The organism is Bradyrhizobium sp., assembly GCF_035935975.1.
GTDB lineage: Bacteria > Pseudomonadota > Alphaproteobacteria > Rhizobiales > Xanthobacteraceae > Bradyrhizobium.
The window spans coordinates 1-17,277 of the sequence record NZ_DASYWN010000010.1; the positions used below are offsets into that span (position 1 = coordinate 1).

Annotated in this window: 11 protein-coding genes; 3 read left to right on the forward strand and 8 right to left on the reverse strand. The window is 65.4% G+C overall.

Translation table 11 applies throughout. From position 1 onward, the window contains the following. Nucleotides 1-325 precede the first annotated feature (325 nt). Complete coding sequence (locus VGR99_RS03730) at nt 326-943, forward strand: flavin reductase family protein (RefSeq protein ID WP_326896954.1); 618 nt, start codon at nt 326-328, stop codon at nt 941-943. A 112-nt stretch (nt 944-1,055) separates the two neighbouring features. On the opposite strand, the gene yghU is transcribed toward VGR99_RS03730, so the two are convergent. Then, on the reverse strand, nt 1,056-1,931 hold the full coding sequence (gene yghU / locus VGR99_RS03735) for a glutathione-dependent disulfide-bond oxidoreductase (protein ID WP_326896955.1): 876 nt from the start codon (nt 1,929-1,931) through the stop codon (nt 1,056-1,058). Between the two features lie 114 nt (nt 1,932-2,045). After that, complete coding sequence (locus VGR99_RS03740; RefSeq protein ID WP_326896956.1) at nt 2,046-3,704, reverse strand: NAD(P)/FAD-dependent oxidoreductase; 1,659 nt, start codon at nt 3,702-3,704, stop codon at nt 2,046-2,048. Between the two features lie 219 nt (nt 3,705-3,923). Here VGR99_RS03740 and VGR99_RS03745 point away from each other — a divergent pair, with 219 nt between their 5' ends. Together VGR99_RS03745 and VGR99_RS03750 are read left to right on the forward strand one after the other, a co-directional pair. Further along, nucleotides 3,924-5,057 (forward strand): nitronate monooxygenase, encoded by a 1,134-nt coding sequence (locus VGR99_RS03745; protein ID WP_326896957.1) that lies wholly within the window; start codon nt 3,924-3,926, stop codon nt 5,055-5,057. A 139-nt stretch (nt 5,058-5,196) separates the two neighbouring features. Further along, the gene (locus tag VGR99_RS03750) at nt 5,197-6,705 is read left to right on the forward strand and encodes an acetyl-CoA acetyltransferase (protein WP_326896958.1); all 1,509 of its coding nucleotides are present in this window, start codon (nt 5,197-5,199) and stop codon (nt 6,703-6,705) included. Between the two features lie 150 nt (nt 6,706-6,855). Here the strand turns inward: VGR99_RS03750 and VGR99_RS03755 are convergent, their stop codons facing one another. The 6 genes from VGR99_RS03755 to otnI form a co-directional block, all read right to left on the reverse strand. Then, on the reverse strand, nt 6,856-8,058 hold the full coding sequence (locus VGR99_RS03755) for an efflux RND transporter periplasmic adaptor subunit (RefSeq protein WP_326896959.1): 1,203 nt from the start codon (nt 8,056-8,058) through the stop codon (nt 6,856-6,858). Beyond that, nucleotides 8,045-11,224 (reverse strand): efflux RND transporter permease subunit, encoded by a 3,180-nt coding sequence (locus VGR99_RS03760; protein WP_326896960.1) that lies wholly within the window; start codon nt 11,222-11,224, stop codon nt 8,045-8,047. Before VGR99_RS03760 ends, VGR99_RS03755 begins: the two co-directional genes overlap by 14 nt. Before the next feature lie 241 nt (nt 11,225-11,465). Beyond that, nucleotides 11,466-13,160 (reverse strand): methyl-accepting chemotaxis protein, encoded by a 1,695-nt coding sequence (locus VGR99_RS03765; protein ID WP_326896961.1) that lies wholly within the window; start codon nt 13,158-13,160, stop codon nt 11,466-11,468. 204 nt (nt 13,161-13,364) lie between these two features. Then, the gene (locus VGR99_RS03770; RefSeq protein ID WP_326896962.1) at nt 13,365-15,056 is read right to left on the reverse strand and encodes a methyl-accepting chemotaxis protein; all 1,692 of its coding nucleotides are present in this window, start codon (nt 15,054-15,056) and stop codon (nt 13,365-13,367) included. Nucleotides 15,057-15,222: 166 nt separating this feature from the next. Further along, the gene (otnK, locus tag VGR99_RS03775; RefSeq protein WP_326896963.1) at nt 15,223-16,497 is read right to left on the reverse strand and encodes a 3-oxo-tetronate kinase; all 1,275 of its coding nucleotides are present in this window, start codon (nt 16,495-16,497) and stop codon (nt 15,223-15,225) included. After that, nucleotides 16,494-17,276, reverse strand: a complete 783-nt coding sequence (gene otnI, locus VGR99_RS03780; protein WP_326896964.1) for a 2-oxo-tetronate isomerase — start codon at nt 17,274-17,276, stop codon at nt 16,494-16,496. The genes otnK and otnI overlap by 4 nt, the downstream gene beginning before the upstream one ends. Nucleotide 17,277 lies beyond the last annotated feature (1 nt).

Consider the following 17,277-nt stretch of genomic DNA (forward strand, 5'->3'; position numbering starts at 1 on the left):
GCCAATCCTCCCCCGGAACACGGTCGTCGCGCTGCGCTCCGCATGGCTCCGCGCGCCGCCCTCAAACCACGCCAACCTCACTCAAGCCAATCGAATGCCCTTGACTCACAAATCCCCATATGAGGGTGGGCAAAGGCGCGCTTTTCGCGCGTCGTGCCCACCATCGCGGCCTACGCGAGAGGCGGTGGGCACGCTTCGCTTTGCCCACCCGATGAAGATCGTAGGGCGGATTAGCGAAGCGTAATCCGCCTTTTTTCTTGCGAGATGGCGGATTACGCCTTCGGCTAATCCGCCCTACGACGATCGATCGACGGGAAGGAAACCGATGGAATACGCCGCCAGCGACCTGACGCCACGCGAGCGCTACAAGGTGCTGACGTCCTTCATCCTGCCGCGGCCGATCGCGTGGGTGACGTCGGTGGGGCCGACCGGCGTCGTCAACGCCGCGCCGTTCAGCTTCTTCAACGCCTTCTGCGAGGATCCGCCGCTCTGCATGTTCGCGGCGAACCGCAAACCCAATGGCGAGGACAAGGACACCTTCCTCAACATCCAGCGCACCGGCGAGTTCGTGGTCAATCTCGCCGACGAGCCGCTGGCCAGGGCCATGCATGAGAGTAGCGGCGACTTTCCGCCCGAGATCGGCGAGCCCGACTATCTCGGCCTAAAGCTCGCGCCCTCGACCAAGATCGCCGTGCCGCGGCTTGCCGACACGCCGTGGGCGATGGAGTGCAAGCTCTGGAAGATGATCGACGTCAACGATGATCGCCGGCTGATCATGGGCGAAGGCATCCACTTCCACATCCGCGACGAGCTCTGGGACGACAAGGCGATGCGGGTGCACATGGACCGCTATCACCCGATCGGCCGCATGTTCGCGGATCGTTACTGCCGCACGGACGACCGCGTGGTGTTTCCGGCGGCGGAGGGGACGAAGAAATCGTAGGGCGGATTAGCGCAGCGTAATCCGCCGAACCGCGCCAACAAAAATGGCGGATTACGCCAGCGGACTGCGCTTCGCGCAGCCGCGGGCTAATCCGCCCTACAAGTGGACGCACCTACGTCGCGGGTGCGAGCTTGTCCTGCGTCTTGGTCTCGAAATCGCCGTCGTCGTGGCGCTCGTGGAGCTGGCTGGCGGGATCGCCGGAGACGCGGTTGACCATGCGGCCGCGCTTCACGGCGGGGCGCTGCGCGATCTGGTCGGTCCAGCGCTGCACATTCTTGTAGTCCTGCACCGACAGGAATTCGCCGGCGCCGTAGACCAGCCCCTTGGCGAGCGCGCCGTACCACGGCCACACCGCGATGTCGGCGATGGTGTACTCCTTGCCTGCGAGATACTCGTTGTCGGCAAGGCGCCGGTCGAGCACGTCGAGCTGGCGCTTGGTCTCCATCGCGAAACGGTCGATGGCGTATTCGATCTTGAATGGCGCATAGGCGTAGAAATGGCCGAACCCGCCGCCGAGATAGGGCGCGCTGCCCATCTGCCAGAACAGCCAGGACATCGCCTCGGTACGGGATTTGATGTCCTTCGGCAGGAAGGCACCGAACTTCTCGGCGAGGTAGAACAGGATCGAGCCGGACTCAAACACCCGGATCGGCTCCGGACCGGAGCGATCCATCAGCGCCGGGATTTTCGAGTTCGGATTGATGTCGACGAAGCCGCTGCCGAACTGGTCGCCGTTGCCTATTCTAATCAGCCAGGCGTCATATTCGGCGCCCTTGTGGCCGAGCGCCAGAAGCTCCTCCAGCATCACCGTGACCTTCACCCCGTTCGGCGTCGCCAGCGAATAGAGCTGGAGCGGATGCTTGCCGACCGGCAGTTCCTTATCGTGGGTGGGGCCGGCAATGGGGCGGTTGATGCTGGCGAACTGCCCGCCATTCTCCTTGTCCCAGGTCCAGACTTTGGGCGGCACGTAGGCGGGGGCGTCGGTCATGCGGGGGCTCCGGCGAAAAGATGCGCCTGCATTAATTAGCCTGCGGACGGCCAATGACAAGCCCTGCCCGCTCTGCGTCAGGCGCGGGCCTCAGGCCGGCGTCATGCATCCGACCTAACCTGTCACCGCCTTTCGCGGCTGCACCTCCGTCTCCATCGAAAATCCCTCATAACCCTTGGCCGCGACCTCGTCGCAGATCCGGCGGTAGACGCCGACGCCGCCGATATAGGGCATGAAGATCCGCGGCTTGCCGGGAATGTTGGCGCCCATGTACCAGGAGTTGGCCTGCGGGTAGAGCGTGCCGCTCGCGACCTCGTTGACATGCGCCACCCATCTGTCCTCGGCCTCACTGTCCGCCTCCATCGTGACGAGGCCCTGCTCGCGCATGTGACGAAGGCAGTCGGCGATCCAGTCGACGTGCTGCTCGATCGACACGATCATGTTCGACAGCACCGACGGGCTACCGGGCCCGGTGATGATGAAGAGGTTCGGAAAGCCTGCGCTCATCAGCCCGAGATAGGTCTTCGGTCCCTCCGCCCATTTCTGGTTCAGGGTCTGCCCGCTCCGGCCGCTGATCCCGATCTTCGCGACCGATCCGGTCATCGCGTCGAATCCCGTCGCCAGCACCAGGGCGTCGACCTCGTGATCCACGCCGGCGACGCGCACGGCGCTCGCGGTGATCTCTTCGATCGGATTGGTCTTGATATCGACCAGCGAGACGTTCGACCGGTTGAAAGTCGCGAAATAATCGGTGTCGATACAGATGCGCTTGGTGCCGATCGGATGGCTGTTCGGCTGGAGCAGTTTTGCGGTCTCGGGATCGTTCACGATCTCGGCGATCTTGCCGCGCACGAAGTTGGCCGCAGTGTCGTTGGCCGCCCGGTCGAGACCGAGATTGTTGTAGACATACATGAAGGTCAGCCCGCCGCGCTCCCAGCGCGCCGCGTATTTGCCGTTTCTGGCCTCATCGCTGTCGTCGAGCGCACCGCGATCAGGCTGCTCGGCATAGATGCCGTTGCGCGTAGCCTCGCGCGCGAACTGACGGATCTCCGGGTAGTTGTTGCGGAACGTGTCACGCTCCTCGTCGGTCAGCGCGGCATTGCGGGCGGGGATCGAGAAATTCGCCGTGCGCTGAAACACCGTCAGATGCTTCGCCCGCTCGGCTATGACGGGAGCCGACTGGATGCCTGATGATCCCGTGCCGATCAAACCGACGCGCAAGCCGCTGAAGTCGACATCTTCGTGCGGCCAGTTGCCGGTGTGATAGACGGGGCCCTTGAAACTTTCGAGACCCTCGATGTCGGGCTTGCGCGCGTTGGAGAGGCAGCCGGTCGCGAGCACGACGAATTGCGCCTGAACCGTCTTCCCGTCGGAGGTCGTCACGGACCATGTGTTCGCGCGTTCGTCGAACGCGGCGCGCTCGACGCGCGTGTTGAACTGGATGTCGCGGCGCAGGTCGAAACGGTCGGCGACGTGGTTGGCGTATTTCAGAATCTCCGGCTGCGGCGCATAGCGTTCGCTCCAGTCCCATTCCTGCTGCAACTCGTCCGAGAAGGAGTAGGAATACTGCATGCTCTCGACATCGCAGCGCGCGCCGGGATAGCGATTCCAGTACCAGGTGCCGCCGACGCCGCCACCCTGCTCGAAGATTCGTGCCGAGAAGCCGAGCCCACGCAGGCGATGCAGCATGTACATCCCGGCAAAGCCTGCCCCGACGACGACTACGTCGCAGGCCTCGGTGCCGTGAGCCTGATACGCTTGCGCTGACGACATCTCTTGGCGCTCCCTGATTGTTTTCTGTTGTTGAGAGCCAGCATTCTCTGACATCGGAGAAAGCGCAAGGGGCAAGTCGGCGGGCCCTCGCCTGCTTATTTTATGCAGCGGAATGGCGCGTCGTTGCGCGGCGTCTGCACGCAAGATGCACGGCCGAATCCGGCATGGCATCGCAGGCGCCGATGAGCTAGCGTCGTCGAGCGCCGCCGGGAGAGAGCCATGAAATCGCCGATCTGCGACATGCTGGGGATCGAGTTCCCGCTGCTCGCCTTCAGCCATTGCCGCGACGTCGTCGCCGCCGTCAGCCGCGCCGGCGGGTTCGGCGTGCTGGGCGCGACCGTGCACACGCCTGACACGCTCGAACGCGAGCTGAAATGGATCGACGAGCACGTCGACGGCAAGCCTTACGGCATCGACGTGCTGATCCCCGAAAACATCTCGACGTCAGGCGAGAAGGACGTCACCTGGAAGAGCCTGGAGGCGCGCGTTCCGCAGGAGCACCGCACCTACACGCGCGATCTTCTGAAGAAGTACGACATCGAGTTGACCACCACCGAGGTGCCTGCCAACCAGCCGCAGCCGTTCGATGCGAAGACGGCGCTTCAATTGCTCGAGGTCTCCTTCAATCATCCGATCCGCCTGATCGCGAACGCGCTGGGCGTGCCGCCGAAGGCGATGATCGAGATGGGCAAGAAGCACGGCGTGCCGGTCGCCGCGCTGGTCGGCGCCAAGGAGCATGCGCTGCGCCAGGTCGCGGCCGGTGTCGACATCCTCGTGGTGCAGGGCACCGAGGCCGGCGGCCATTGCGGCGAGGTCTCGACCATGGTGCTGGTGCCGGAGGTGATCAAGGCGATCAAGAGCATCCGCGACGTGCCGGTGCTGGCGGCCGGCGGCATCATGACGGGCCGGCAGATGGCCGCCTGCATGGCGATGGGCGCGGCCGGCGCCTGGACCGGCTCGGTGTGGCTTGCGACCGTGGAAGCGGAGACCACCGAGATCTTCCGCGAGAAGATGATCGCGGCGTCCTCGCGCGATGCCGTTCGCTCGAAGGGCCGCACCGGCAAGCCGGCGCGGCAGCTCCGCTCGGTCTGGACCGATGCCTGGGACCGAGCGCCGGAAAGCCCGGGTGCGCTGCCGATGCCGCTGCAGAGCATCATCAGCCGCGATGCCTTCAACTCGATCGACCGTGCTGCTGCGAGCGGCAACGCCAAGGCGCGCGATCTCGTCAGCTATTTCGTCGGCCAGGGCGTCGGCCTGATCGACAGCGTGAAGTCGGCCGGCGCCGTGGTGCAGGAGTTCAAGGAAGAGTTTGCCGAAGCCGTCGAGCACATGAATGCGCTGGTGGCGGAGTAGGTGTAGACCCTCATGGTGAGGAGGCGCGCAAGCGCCGTCTCGAACCATGAGAGCCCGCGGCCCATCCTTCGAGACGCCTGCTTCACAGGCTCCTCAGGATGAGGTCGGAGATTTCTGAGAGAGTGAAGAAGCAAGAGCAATGACGACTGTTTCCCCTGACCGCATCCCCGTCATCGTCGGCATCGGCGAGATCGTCGACCGCCCGAAGGAGATCACCGCCGGCCTCGAGCCGCTCGATCTGCTCGAACAGGCGCTGCGGCGCGCGGAAGCTGACGCCGGCGCAAAGCTGCTCGGCGAGGTGCAATCGCTCGACGTCGTCAATTTCCTGAGCTGGCGCTACCGCGATCCCGAGAAGCTTTTGGCGCAGCGGCTCGGCGTTACGCCCGCGCATTGCCATTACGGCCCGGTCGGCGGCGAGAGCCCGATCCGCTTCATCCATGAGGCCGCAAAGCGAATTGCGCGCGGCGAATGCACGGTCGCGGCGGTCTGCGGCGCCGAGGCGCAATCGACCGCGACCAAGGCGGAACGCGCCGGCGCCAAACTGCCGTGGACGCCGTTCGCGCATGACGTCGAGGAGCCCAAGCGCGGCGCAGCGTTCCAGAAGCCGCTCGCCGTGACGCTCGGCGTGTTTCGCCCCGTCACCGTCTATCCTTTCTACGAGGCGGCCTCCTCCGCCCATTGGGGCCAGACGCCGCGCGAGGCGATGGCAGAATCAGGCACGCTGTGGTCGCGCTATTCGGAAGCGGCCGCGCAAAATCCCAACGCCTGGCTGAAGCGGCGCTATGCGCCGGAGGAGATCACGACGCCGACGGCGGACAATCGCCTGATCGCCTGGCCCTACAACAAGCTTATGGTCGCGAACCCCAGCGTCAACATGGGCGGTGCGCTGCTGCTCACGAGCCTGGCCAAGGCCCGCGCAGCCGGCATCGCGGAGGACAAGCTGGTCTACCCGCTCGGCGGCGCCTCGGCGGAGGAGCCGCGCGATTATCTCCTGCGCGACCAGTTCTACGAAAGCCATCCGCAGAACGCGGTGCTCAGGAGCGTGATGGACCTCGCCGGCGGCGACGGCAAAAAGTTCGACGCGATCGAGCTCTATAGCTGCTTCCCCTGCGTGCCCAAGATGGCGCGGCGGACGCTCGGCCTCGGTGCCGACGTGCAACCGACCGTGACCGGCGGCCTCACCTTCTTCGGTGCGCCGCTCAACACCTACATGACGCATGCGGCCTGCGCGATGGTGCGGCGGGTGCGCGACGGCGCCAGGCTCGGCCTGCTCTACGGCCAGGGCGGCTTCGTCACCAAGCATCACGCGTTGGTGGTGGCGAAGGCACCGCCGCGCGAGGCGCTGGCGCAGGAGACGAGCGTGCAAGGCGAAGCCGACCGCAACAAGCGCGCGGTGCCTGATTTCGTCACGGACGCGACGGGCAAGGGCAAGGTGGAGAGCTTCACCGTGCTCTATGGCCGCGGCGGCGATGCCGAGCACGGCGTGGTGATGCTGCGGACGGAAGACGACCGGCGCACGCTGGCGCGGATTCCCGCGAGCGACACGGCCACGTTGGCGCATCTGCTCAACATGGATCGCACGCCGGTGGGGTCGCTGGGCGAGATCAAGATGGCCGCGGACGGCGTGCCGGAGTGGCGGGTGGCGTAGCTCCCTCGCGTGTCCCGGACGCGGTGCGGCATGCAATGCCGCTCCGCAGAGCCGGGACCCAGAAAGTACACGGTACAGAGGAGAGATGGGCCCCGGCTCAGCAGCGCATCACTGCGTGCTGCGCCTGCGTCCGGGGCACGAGACCGCACCTCAGCTCTTCGGCGGCTGTTTCTCGGAGGCCGTTGCCGGCTTGCCCTTGGCGCCGGCGCCAACCACACGCACCGCATCGCCGTCGGAGAGACCGTCCGGCGGAGCGGTGATGACGCGGTCGTCCGCTGCAATCCCCGAGGCGAGCTCGATCTCGCGGCCGAGGTCGCGCGCGATCGTCACCGGCTTGAACAGCACCTTGTCGTCCGCGCCGACGGTCGCGACGCGCAGGCCGCTGCCGTTGAAGATCAGGGCGCTGGCGGGAATGCTGAGCGGCGCGGAGTCGCGCTGCAGATTCAGCTTCACGCTGGCATAGCCGCCGGGCATCAGCTCGCCGCTGGAATTGTCGAGGCCGAGCTGCATGCGCGTGGTGCCTGACGCAACGTCCACGGCCTGCGAGGACGCTTCCACGGTCGCCTGGAAATTCCGGTTCGGATATTCCGGCAGCGCGATGGTGGCCTTGGCGCCCATCTTGATCGCCGGCACGTAATTCTGGGGAACGTTGACGTAGACGCGCAGCTTGGTGATGTCGGACACCACGAACATCGCCGGGCCCGAGCCGCCGCCCGCGTTGATGAGCGCGCCGACGTCGGTGTCGCGCGCGGTGACGACGCCGTCGAACGGCGCGGTGATCTTCTTGTAGCCGGCCAGCGCCTCAAGCCGCTCGACATTGGCCTGGCCCGAGCGAACCGCCGCGTTCTTGTTGGAGAGATCGGCGGTGCGCTCGTCGATCTCCTGCGCGGAGACGAAGTTGGAGGCGACCAGCGTCTTGCGGCGGTTAAGGGTCGCCTCCGACAACCTGGCGCTGGCCTGCTGGCTGGCGAGGTCGGCGCGGGCCTGCAGCAATTGCTGATCGAGGTCCGGCGCCTCGATCTCGGCGATCACCTGCCCGGCCTTGACGCGCGCCCCCATGTCGGCGCTCCAGTTCTTGAGATAGCCGGGGACGCGGGCGAAGATCGGCGCCCGGTAATAGGCCTCCAGCCGGCCCGGCAGGTCGATGGTCGAATTGAGTGCCTTGGCGTTGGGCAGGGTCACCGCGACGCTCGGAACAGCCTGGTCGTCGGTCCATTCCTTGAGCTTGGAGCCCTGGTCCTCGCGGGCCCGGATGCCGGTGCCGACCACGAGGCCTGCCGCAATCAGCGCCACCACGCCGACAATGCCCAGTTTCCGGTGCGACACCGGGGAGCGGGGTTCAGTGGGCGACATGCGGAGTCTCCAATGGGGCGGCGGCTTTGGCGCCTTGTTTCTTGTGTACCATACTGAACACCACGGGAACAAACATCAGCGTGGCGAAGGTTGCAAAGATCAGGCCGCCGATCACGGCGCGGCCGAGCGGCGCGTTCTGCTCGCCGCCCTCGCCCAACCCCAGGGCCATCGGCGCCATGCCGATGATCATGGCGAGCGCGGTCATCAGCACCGGGCGGAACCGGACGAAGCCGGCTTCCAGCGCCGCGGCGATGGGATCGCCGAGTTCCTCATAGCGCTCGCGGGCAAACGAGATCACGAGCACGCTGTTGGCGGTGGCAACGCCCATGCACATGATGGCGCCTGTCAGCGCCGGCACCGAGAGCGTGGTCTGGGTCGTGAACAGCATCCAGACGATGCCGGCAAGAGCTGCCGGCAACGCGGTGATGATCACGAACGGATCCGACCAGGACTGGAAGTTCACGACGATCAGGAAGTAGATCAGGACGACCGCGCCGAGCAGGCCGAACAGCAGGCCGGTGAAGGCGCTGTTCATGGTCTGCACCTGACCGAGCAGCACGACGGATGAGCCCTTCGGCACCTCCTTGGCGGTGTCGGCGATCACCTGACGGATGTCGGCGGCGACCGCGCCGAGATCGCGGCCCGAGGTCGTCGCGAAGATCTGTACCATCGACTGGATGTCGTATTGCGACACCACCGCGCTCGAGACCGAGCGCTTGATGTCGGCGATGCCGCCGAGGATCGGCGACTGCGCATTGCCGGCCGCCGTGATCGGCAGCGTCTGCAGCGCGCTGAGCGAGTCGATCTGGTATTGCGGCGTCTGCATCACAATCGAGTAGGACACGCCGTTATCAGGATTGAGATAGTAGGTCGGCGCGACCTGCGATGAGCCGGCCAGATTGACCACGAGGCTGTTGGTGACGTCGCGCTCGGTCAGGCCGACATATTGCGCGCGGGTGCGGTCGACATCGATGTTGAAGGTCGGGTTGCTCGGCGATTGCTGGATGCGCGCATCGGCAACGCCCGGAATGCGCCGGACCTTCGCCAGCAGATTGTTGGCGTAGGCAAAGTTGCCGCTGATATTGGCGCCGCGGATCTGAAGGTCGATCGGCGCCGGTGCGCCGAAATTCAGGATCTGGCTGACGATGTCGGCCGGCAGGAAGGAGAAGCTGACGCCCGGGAACAGCCGCGGCAACTGCTCGCGCAGCACCTTCACATGTTCCTCGGTCGGCTTGTGGCCTTCCTTCAGCTTGATCTGGATGTCGCCGTCCTGCGGGCCGATCACGCCGGTGTTGTTGTAGGTCATGTTGATGCCGGAGATCGGCATGCCGATGTTGTCGGTCAGCGTCTCGATCTCGCCGGGGATCAGCTTGCGGATCACCTTCTGCACATCGGCGAGTTGGTTGGCAGTCTCCTCGACGCGGGTTCCGACCTGGGTGCGAACATGCATCAGGATATTGCCGGCATCGACCGCGGGGAAGAAGTTGCGCCCGAGGAACGGCACGAGCGCGAAAGACGCGCCGACAATGCACAGGAAGCCGATCACGAACACCGGACGATGCGCCAACGCGAGCCCAAGAAAGTTATGGTAGCCGCCGCGAATGCGCTCGAACTGCTTCTCGAAGCCGCGCTGGAACCAGACGAACGGATTGCGCGACTTCGGCGGCTCACCCTCGTGGTGGACGTGCGGCTTCAGCAAATAGTTCGCCATGGTCGGCACCAGCGTGCGCGACAGGATGAACGACCAGATCATCGCGAACATCACCGCTTCCGCCATCGGCACGAACAGGAAGCGCGCGACGCCGGTCAGGAAGAACATCGGCACGAACACGATGCAGATGCAGAGCAGCGACACGAAGGCCGGCGTCACGATCTGGTTGGCGCCGTCGAGGATCGACTGCTCGACCGGCTTGCCCTGCTCCAGATGGTAATTGATGTTCTCGATGGTCACCGTGGCGTCGTCGACGAGGATGCCGACCGCGAGTGCGAGGCCGCCGAGCGTCATGATGTTCAGCGTCTCGCCGATCGCCGACAGCATGATGATGGCGCCGAGCACCGACAGCGGGATCGAGACCGCGATGATGATGGTCGAGCGCCAGCTGCCGAGGAACAAGAGGATCATGACGCTGGTGAGCAGCGCCGCGATCACGCCTTCGAAGGCAACGCCCTCGATCGCGCCGCGGACGAACACGGACTGGTCGCCGATGAAGCCGATCTTCAGGGCGTCCGGCAGCTGGTCCTTGACGTCGATCACCTTCTGCTTGATGCCGGCGATGATATCGAGCGTCGAGGTCGCGCCCGCCTTCAGCACCATCATCAGCACCGAGCGGTTGCCGTCGACATGGACGATGTTGGTCTGCGGCGGATTGCCGTCGCGCACGGTCGCGACGTCGCGGACATAGACCATCGCGCCGTTGACGGTCTTGATCGGCAGATTGCCGAGCTCGTCGATCTTGAGCGGCGAGTTGTTGAGCTGGATGTTGTACTCGAAGGTCCCGATCTTCTGGGTGCCGACCGGCGTGATCAGGTTCTGCGCGGCGAGCGCGTTGGCGACGTCCTGGCCGGACAGGCCGCGGGCCTGGAGCGCGGTGGGGTCGAGGTCGATCTGGACCTGGCGCTGCTTGCCGCCGAACGGATACGGGATCGCCGCACCCGGCACGGTGACCAGCGGCGTGCGCAAATTGTTGATGCCGATGTCGGCGAGGTTCTGCTCGGTCAGGCCGTCGCCCGACAGCGCTACTTGGATGATCGGCACGGTCGAGGCGGAGTAGTTCAGGATCAAGGGCGGCGTCGCGCCGGGCGGCAGCTGCTTCAGCAGCGTCTGCGAGATCGCCGTGACCTGCGCGTTGGCGGTGCGGATGTCGACGGTCGGCTGGAAGAAAATCTTGACGATGCCGAAGCCGTTATAGGAGTTGGCGACGATGTGCTCGATGTCATTGACCGTGGTCGTCAGCGAGCGCTGGAACGGCGTGGTGATGCGCCCGGACATCTGGTCCGGCGGCAGGCCGGTGTACTGCCAGACCACGCCGATCACGGGGATGCGGATCTCAGGGAAGATGTCGGTCGGCGTCCGCATCGCGGCCAGCGGCCCGATGATCAGGAGCAGAAGCGCGAGCACGACAAACGTGTAGGGTCGGCTCAGGGCAATACGGACCAGAGCAATCATTCGTCAGGCAATTCCAATCAGGGACAGGGAACAGGCCCCACCTGTTCCTCGGCTGATTTACCCGAACACCGCTGAAATGGCCAACGGCAGCGCGTCACGCGCGGTCACTTCCCTGCTATCGCACAGCGAAATCGCATTCCAGATATGCAGCCTCTGCCCGAAAGGTTACAGCGGCGCCTTTCCGCTGCGTAAAGGCGACGCACGATGGCGCCGCCTTCGGCACTGCCACATGTTCCCGCCGCTAGGCGGCGCGGACCGAGCCCAGGAACTTGCCGACCTCGAGCCTCAACCGGCTCGAATCGCGGGACAGCATCTGCGCGGCCGAGAGGACCTGGGCGGAGGCCGAGCCGGTTTCGGACGCGCCGCGCTGGACGTCGCCGACGTTGGACGAGACCTGCTGGGTACCTTGAGCCGCCTGCTGCACGTTGCGGGCGATCTCCTGCGTCGCCGCGCCCTGCTCTTCCACGGCCGCCGCGATCGCCGAGGAAATCTCGGACAGGCGTGTGATGGTGCCGCTGATCTCGCTGATGGCGCTGACCGACTCCTCTGTCGCAGCCTGGATGCCGCCGACCTGCTGGCCGATCTCGCCGGTCGCCTTGGCCGTTTGCTCGGCGAGCGCCTTCACCTCGGACGCCACGACCGCGAAACCGCGGCCGGCCTCGCCGGCCCGCGCCGCCTCGATGGTGGCATTCAGCGCCAGAAGGTTGGTCTGGCCGGCGATGGCATTGATGAGCTCGACGACGTCGCCGATGCGCGCCGCGGCCCGCGATAATTCGCTGACGCGCTCGGTGGTGGCATGCGCTTGGCTGACCGCCTCGCCGGCAATCCTGGAAGAGTCCTGCACCTGCCGGGAGATCTCGCGCACCGACGACGACATCTCTTCGGCAGCCGAGGCTACCGAATGAACGTTGGCGGAGGCTTCCTCGGAGCCGCCCGCAACCGCCGTCGCCAGTTCCTGGGCCCGGCCCGCGGTCGAGGACAGGGTCGAGGCCGAAGCCTCGAGTTCGGTCGCGGCCGACGAGACGGTCTCGACGATCTCACCGATCGCCGCCTCGAAACCATCGGCGAGCCTGGTCATCTCCGCCTTGCGCTTGTCCTCGGCGCGGCGCTGCACCGCCTGCACCTCATCGCGGCTGAAACGGATGATGGTCTGAACGGTCTGGAGATTACGCAGGGCCTCGCCGATCTCGTCGTCGCGCTCGATGACGATGCGGTTGTCGAGCTTGTCCTGCACGAGATTGAGCATAGTGTCGTTGAGATGCTGTATCGGCCCCTGGACCGCGCGCATGGTCGCAAGCCCGGCGAAGCCGACGATGGCCGCACCGGCAACAGCCAGCAGCGTCAGGATCAAGCTGGTCGAGCCGCCGGTGGCGAGCGCGCCGCCGATCCCGAGCACGAGCATGAACAACGCCTGGAGCACCATCGTCGTGACGAGGCGGGCCTTGAGCGTCCGCGTGAAAACGCTGAAGCGGTCGAGCAGCGAGCGGCGGCGGATGATGCCGGCGTCGATGCGATAACCATGCGATCTCTTGTCGCGGATCGCGGCGTAGACCTCCTCGGCGAGCTTGCGCTGGTCGGCCGGCAGCTTGGCACGGATCGAGGTGAAGCCAGTGACCTGGCCATTTTGACGGATCGGAGACGCGGTCGCCAGCACCCAATAATGGTCGCCGTTCTTGCGCCGGTTCTTCACCGCGCCGAGCCACGGCTTGCCTGCCTTCAGCGTGTCCCAGAGATTCTGGAAAGCCTCCGGCGGCATGTCGGGGTGGCGGACGATGTTGTGCGGCTGGCCCATCAGCTCGTCGGACGTGAAGCCCGCGGCCGCGACGAAGTCCTCGTTGAAGTAGCTGAGCTTGCCCCTCAAATCGGTCCGGGAGACGATCAGCGTTTCATCCCTGATCGGATATTCGATGTCGGTGACGGGAAGGTTCTTTCGCATGGCAAGCCTCAATCGAATCGCGAACGCATTTTCGTGCTGCCATTCATAAAAGGCGCATTTAACCATCGATGAAACCACCGATACCGTACGATTACTGGAGCTCCCCCTGATGCTACCGGCACGCGCCATCATGCTACCGGCCAAAGCGAAACGAGCAGCGCTTTTGGCGCCGCTCGTCGTCGGATCGATTGGCTGCGCGATTGCTTACGCCGCGCGGACGTTGGTCAGGAACTTGCTGACCTCGGTCTTGAGACGGTTGGAGTCGTTCGACAGCATCTGCGCCGCCGACAGCACCTGCGAGGAGGCGGTGCCGGTCTCGGTGGCGCCACGCTGCACGTCGGTGATGTTCGACGAGACCTGCTGGGTGCCCTGGGCGGCCTGCTGAACGTTGCGGGCGATCTCCTGGGTCGCTGCGCCCTGCTCTTCCACCGCAGCCGCGATGGCCGAGGAGATTTCCGAGAGACGCTCGATGGTCGAGGAGATCTCCTTGATCGCGCCGACCGAGTCGTTGGTCGCCGCCTGGATGCCGGAGATCTGCTGGCCGATCTCGCCGGTCGCCTTGGCGGTCTGCTCGGCGAGCGCCTTCACCTCGGACGCGACGACCGCGAAGCCGCGGCCGGCTTCACCGGCACGCGCCGCCTCGATGGTGGCATTCAGCGCCAGCAGGTTGGTCTGGCCGGCGATGGTGTTGATCAGCTCGACGACGTCGCCGATGCGGGACGCAGCCTTGGAGAGCTCGCTGACGCGCTCGGTGGTGGCACGGGCCTGGCCGACGGCGTCGCCCGCCATGCGGGCCGATTCCTGCACCTGACGGCTGATCTCGCCCACGGACGACGCCATCTCCTCGGTCGCCGAGGCCACCGACTGCACGTTGGTCGAGGCTTCCTCCGAAGCGCCGGCAACCGTGGTCGCGAGCCGCTGGGAGCGGTCGGCGGTCGAGGTCAGCGTCGAGGCGGAGGCTTCGAGCTGGGTCGAGGCCGACGACACGGTCTGGACGATCTCGCCGATCATCGTTTCGAAATCGCGGGTGATGTTGTCGACGCGGCGGCCGCGCTCGATCTTGGCCTCGGCATCGGCCGCTGCGGCCTCGTCGGCTGCCTTCTTGGCGATCAGCGCTTCCTTGAATATCTGGAGCACGTCGGCCATGGCGCCGATCTCGGTCTTCTCACCGCGATGCGGGACCTTGGCGGAGAGGTCGCCTTTACCCAGCGCCTGCATCGGCTCGATGATCGAATTGATGCCGCTGGAGACGTCCTGCACGAGATAGAAGCTGACACCGACGCCGATGATGACGGCGGCGCCGAGGATGATCGAGACCAGCATGAAAGCGTAGTAGTAGCTGTCGGCGGCGTCCTGAGCGGCCTGGTCGCCACCCTTGGTGTTGAGATCGATGTCCTTGGTCAGGACTTCGTCCGACGCGAGGCCAATCTTGTTGACCGTCTTGGTGTTCAGCTCCTGGGCATCATGCGGGACCTTGCCGGCCTCCTTGCGCGACAGCGCGAAAACCTCTTCCGTGCCCTTCTTGTAATCGTCCCAGAGCTTGGACCATTCGCTGTAGAGCTTTCGCTCCTCGGGCGAAGTGATCATCGGCTCGTAGGCCTTGCGGGACTTGGCGAGCGTCTCGATGACGGTCGCAGCCGTCTTTTCGTTGGCAAGCTTCTCCTCGAGGGTCTCGGAGAGCATGTGCTGGCGGACCACGTTGCGGTAGGTGATGACGCTGGCGCGGAGTTCGCCGAGCACCCGCACGCTGGGCAGCCAGGTCGTGGTGATGTCGGTGGTGTTGGCGTTCATCGACCGCATCTTCATGACGGCGAGCAGGCCCATGCCGGTCATCGCGACCAGCAGGAACGCCACGACACTGATGATCTTGGCGCGAATGGAGATGGTGGCGAACATAAGCGGTCTCTTTGCGTTGGCGCGGCGCGCGTCCGGAAATGGTGGATCAACCAAAAGGCGCGGCGCCAATATCCAACAACAAAGCGACTCGGCAGGTTGTTAACTACGACTCCGCACGACCACGGAACCCGAAAGAAGTGAACGAGGGACTAAAAACGTCCTGCGCTCAGCGCATGAGCCCAAGCGCATCGGAGAAAAATTCCGGCCCGCCGAAATTGCCGGACTTCAATGCGAGCAGCATGTCGCCTTCGACACCCACCGCGCGCAACACCGGAACACCAGCCGCGATCTCCACTCCTACGAGAAATCCCGGGATCTTCAACCGATCGACCACCGCGCCGGATGTCTCGCCGCCAGCGACGACCAATCGCCGAACGCCTGATTTCACAAGGCCTTCCGCAAGGTCGGCCATCGTCTGCTCGATGGCGTGCCCGGCCGCGTCACGGCCGTGACGTGCCTGGAGCGCGGCGACCTGATCCGGCGTCGAGCTCGATGCGATCAGCACCGGACCTTCGGCCAATCGTGGCCTTGCCCAGTCGAGCGCGCGCTGCGCTTCGCCCGCTCCCGTAAGAATACGGTCAGGGTCGAGATGAAGCACCGGCATGACCTTTTCGGCGCTGGCGATCTGCCTGAGCGTCGCCTGCGAGCAGCTTCCGGCGAGGCAGGCCGCCGGTCCGCCGACCACAGCACCGGTATCGCCGCTCGCGGCGGCTGACTTGACCTTGCCCGTCGAGACGAGCGCCCGCGCCAGCCCGAGACCGATGCCGGAGGCGCCGACCGACAACCGATGTTCGGCCGCCACCAGACCGATGGTCTCGAGGTCGCGGTCGAACACGGCGTCGATGACCGCAGCGCCGATGCCGTTGCCGGCGAGTTCGGCTAGCCGCGCCCGCACGGCTTCTGCGCCGCGGGTGACGGTTGCGAGGTCGACGAGGCCGATCTGCGTCTTGCTCTGGCGCGCCAGCACGCGCACCAGGTTCGAATCGCGCATCGGATTGAGCGGATGATCCTTCAGCGGGCTCTCGTTCAGCGGCACGGCGCCGACGAACAGATTGCCCTGATAGACGGTGCGGCCGGTCTCCGGGAAGGCCGGCGTCACCAGCACGTTCGCCTCGCCGCAATCGGCGCGCAGCGCGTCCATGACGGGACCGATATTGCCGGCATCGGTGGAATCGAAGGTGGAGCAGATCTTGAACAGCACATGGTTCGCGCCGCGGCCGCGCAGCCATTTATCGGCTGCGCGCGAACGCGATACCGCAAGGCCCGCCTCGATCGAGCGGCTCTTCAAGGACACCACGACAGCGTCGACCTCGGGCAGCGCCAGATCATCGGCGGGGATGCCGATGGTCTGCACCGTGCGCAGGCCCGCGCGCGTCAGCGTATTGGCGAGATCGGAGGCGCCGGTGTAATCGTCGGCAATGCAACCCAGTGCAAGAGTCACGGCTTCACTCCCGCATAGGGCATGAACCAGGCGAGGCCATCGGTGGTCTTGCCGCGCGGATTGTATTCGCAACCGACGAAGCCGGCATAACCGAGCCGGTCGAGCTCGGCGAACAGGAACGGATAGTTCAGCTCCTCCCCGTCGGGCTCGTTGCGGGAGGGAATGCTGGCGATCTGGATGTGACCGATGATCGGCATCATCTCGCGCAGGCGCATGGTGACGTCACCATGGATGATGCCGCAGTGATAGATGTCGAACTGCAGCTTGAGGTTCGGAAGCCGCAACTCCTGGATCAGATCGCGCGCGAAGCCGAAATCGTTGAGGAAGTAGCCGGGCACGTTGCGGGCATTGATCGGCTCGATCACGATGTCGATGCCGTGCGGCGCGAAGAACTCGGCGGCCCATGCCACGGACTTGTAGAACGCCTCGATCGCGACTCGCTCACCGCGGTTGGCGATGCCCGCCATCAGGTGCAGGCGCTTGACGCCGGTCGCCTTGGCATAAGGCAGCGCGGTCTCCAGGCTCGCCTTGAGATCGCCAAAGCGCGCCGGCAACGCAGCAAAGCCTTTCTCGCCGGCGTTCCAGTCGCCCGGTGGCAGGTTGAACAACGCCTGAGTCAGGCCGTTGCGCTTGAGCCGCTCGCCGACGGCCTCGGCGGGATGCTCGTAGGGAAAAAGAAATTCGACGGCGGTGAAGCCGGCCTGCGCGGCCGCATCGAAGCGGTCGAGGAACGGCACCTCGGTGAACATCATCGAGAGGTTGGCGGCGAAACGGGGCATT

Coding starts and splice junctions, on each gene's coding strand:
- VGR99_RS03770 (WP_326896962.1), bottom strand. CDS start 15,056: ATGTTCGCCACCATCTCCATTCGCGCCAAGATCATCAGTGTCGTGGCG.
- VGR99_RS03740 (WP_326896956.1), bottom strand. CDS start 3,704: ATGTCGTCAGCGCAAGCGTATCAGGCTCACGGCACCGAGGCCTGCGAC.
- VGR99_RS03745 (WP_326896957.1), top strand. CDS start 3,924: ATGAAATCGCCGATCTGCGACATGCTGGGGATCGAGTTCCCGCTGCTC.
- VGR99_RS03765 (WP_326896961.1), bottom strand. CDS start 13,160: ATGCGAAAGAACCTTCCCGTCACCGACATCGAATATCCGATCAGGGAT.
- VGR99_RS03750 (WP_326896958.1), top strand. CDS start 5,197: ATGACGACTGTTTCCCCTGACCGCATCCCCGTCATCGTCGGCATCGGC.
- VGR99_RS03755 (WP_326896959.1), bottom strand. CDS start 8,058: ATGTCGCCCACTGAACCCCGCTCCCCGGTGTCGCACCGGAAACTGGGC.
- otnI (WP_326896964.1), bottom strand. CDS start 17,276: ATGCCCCGTTTCGCCGCCAACCTCTCGATGATGTTCACCGAGGTGCCG.
- yghU (WP_326896955.1), bottom strand. CDS start 1,931: ATGACCGACGCCCCCGCCTACGTGCCGCCCAAAGTCTGGACCTGGGAC.
- VGR99_RS03730 (WP_326896954.1), top strand. CDS start 326: ATGGAATACGCCGCCAGCGACCTGACGCCACGCGAGCGCTACAAGGTG.
- VGR99_RS03760 (WP_326896960.1), bottom strand. CDS start 11,224: ATGATTGCTCTGGTCCGTATTGCCCTGAGCCGACCCTACACGTTTGTC.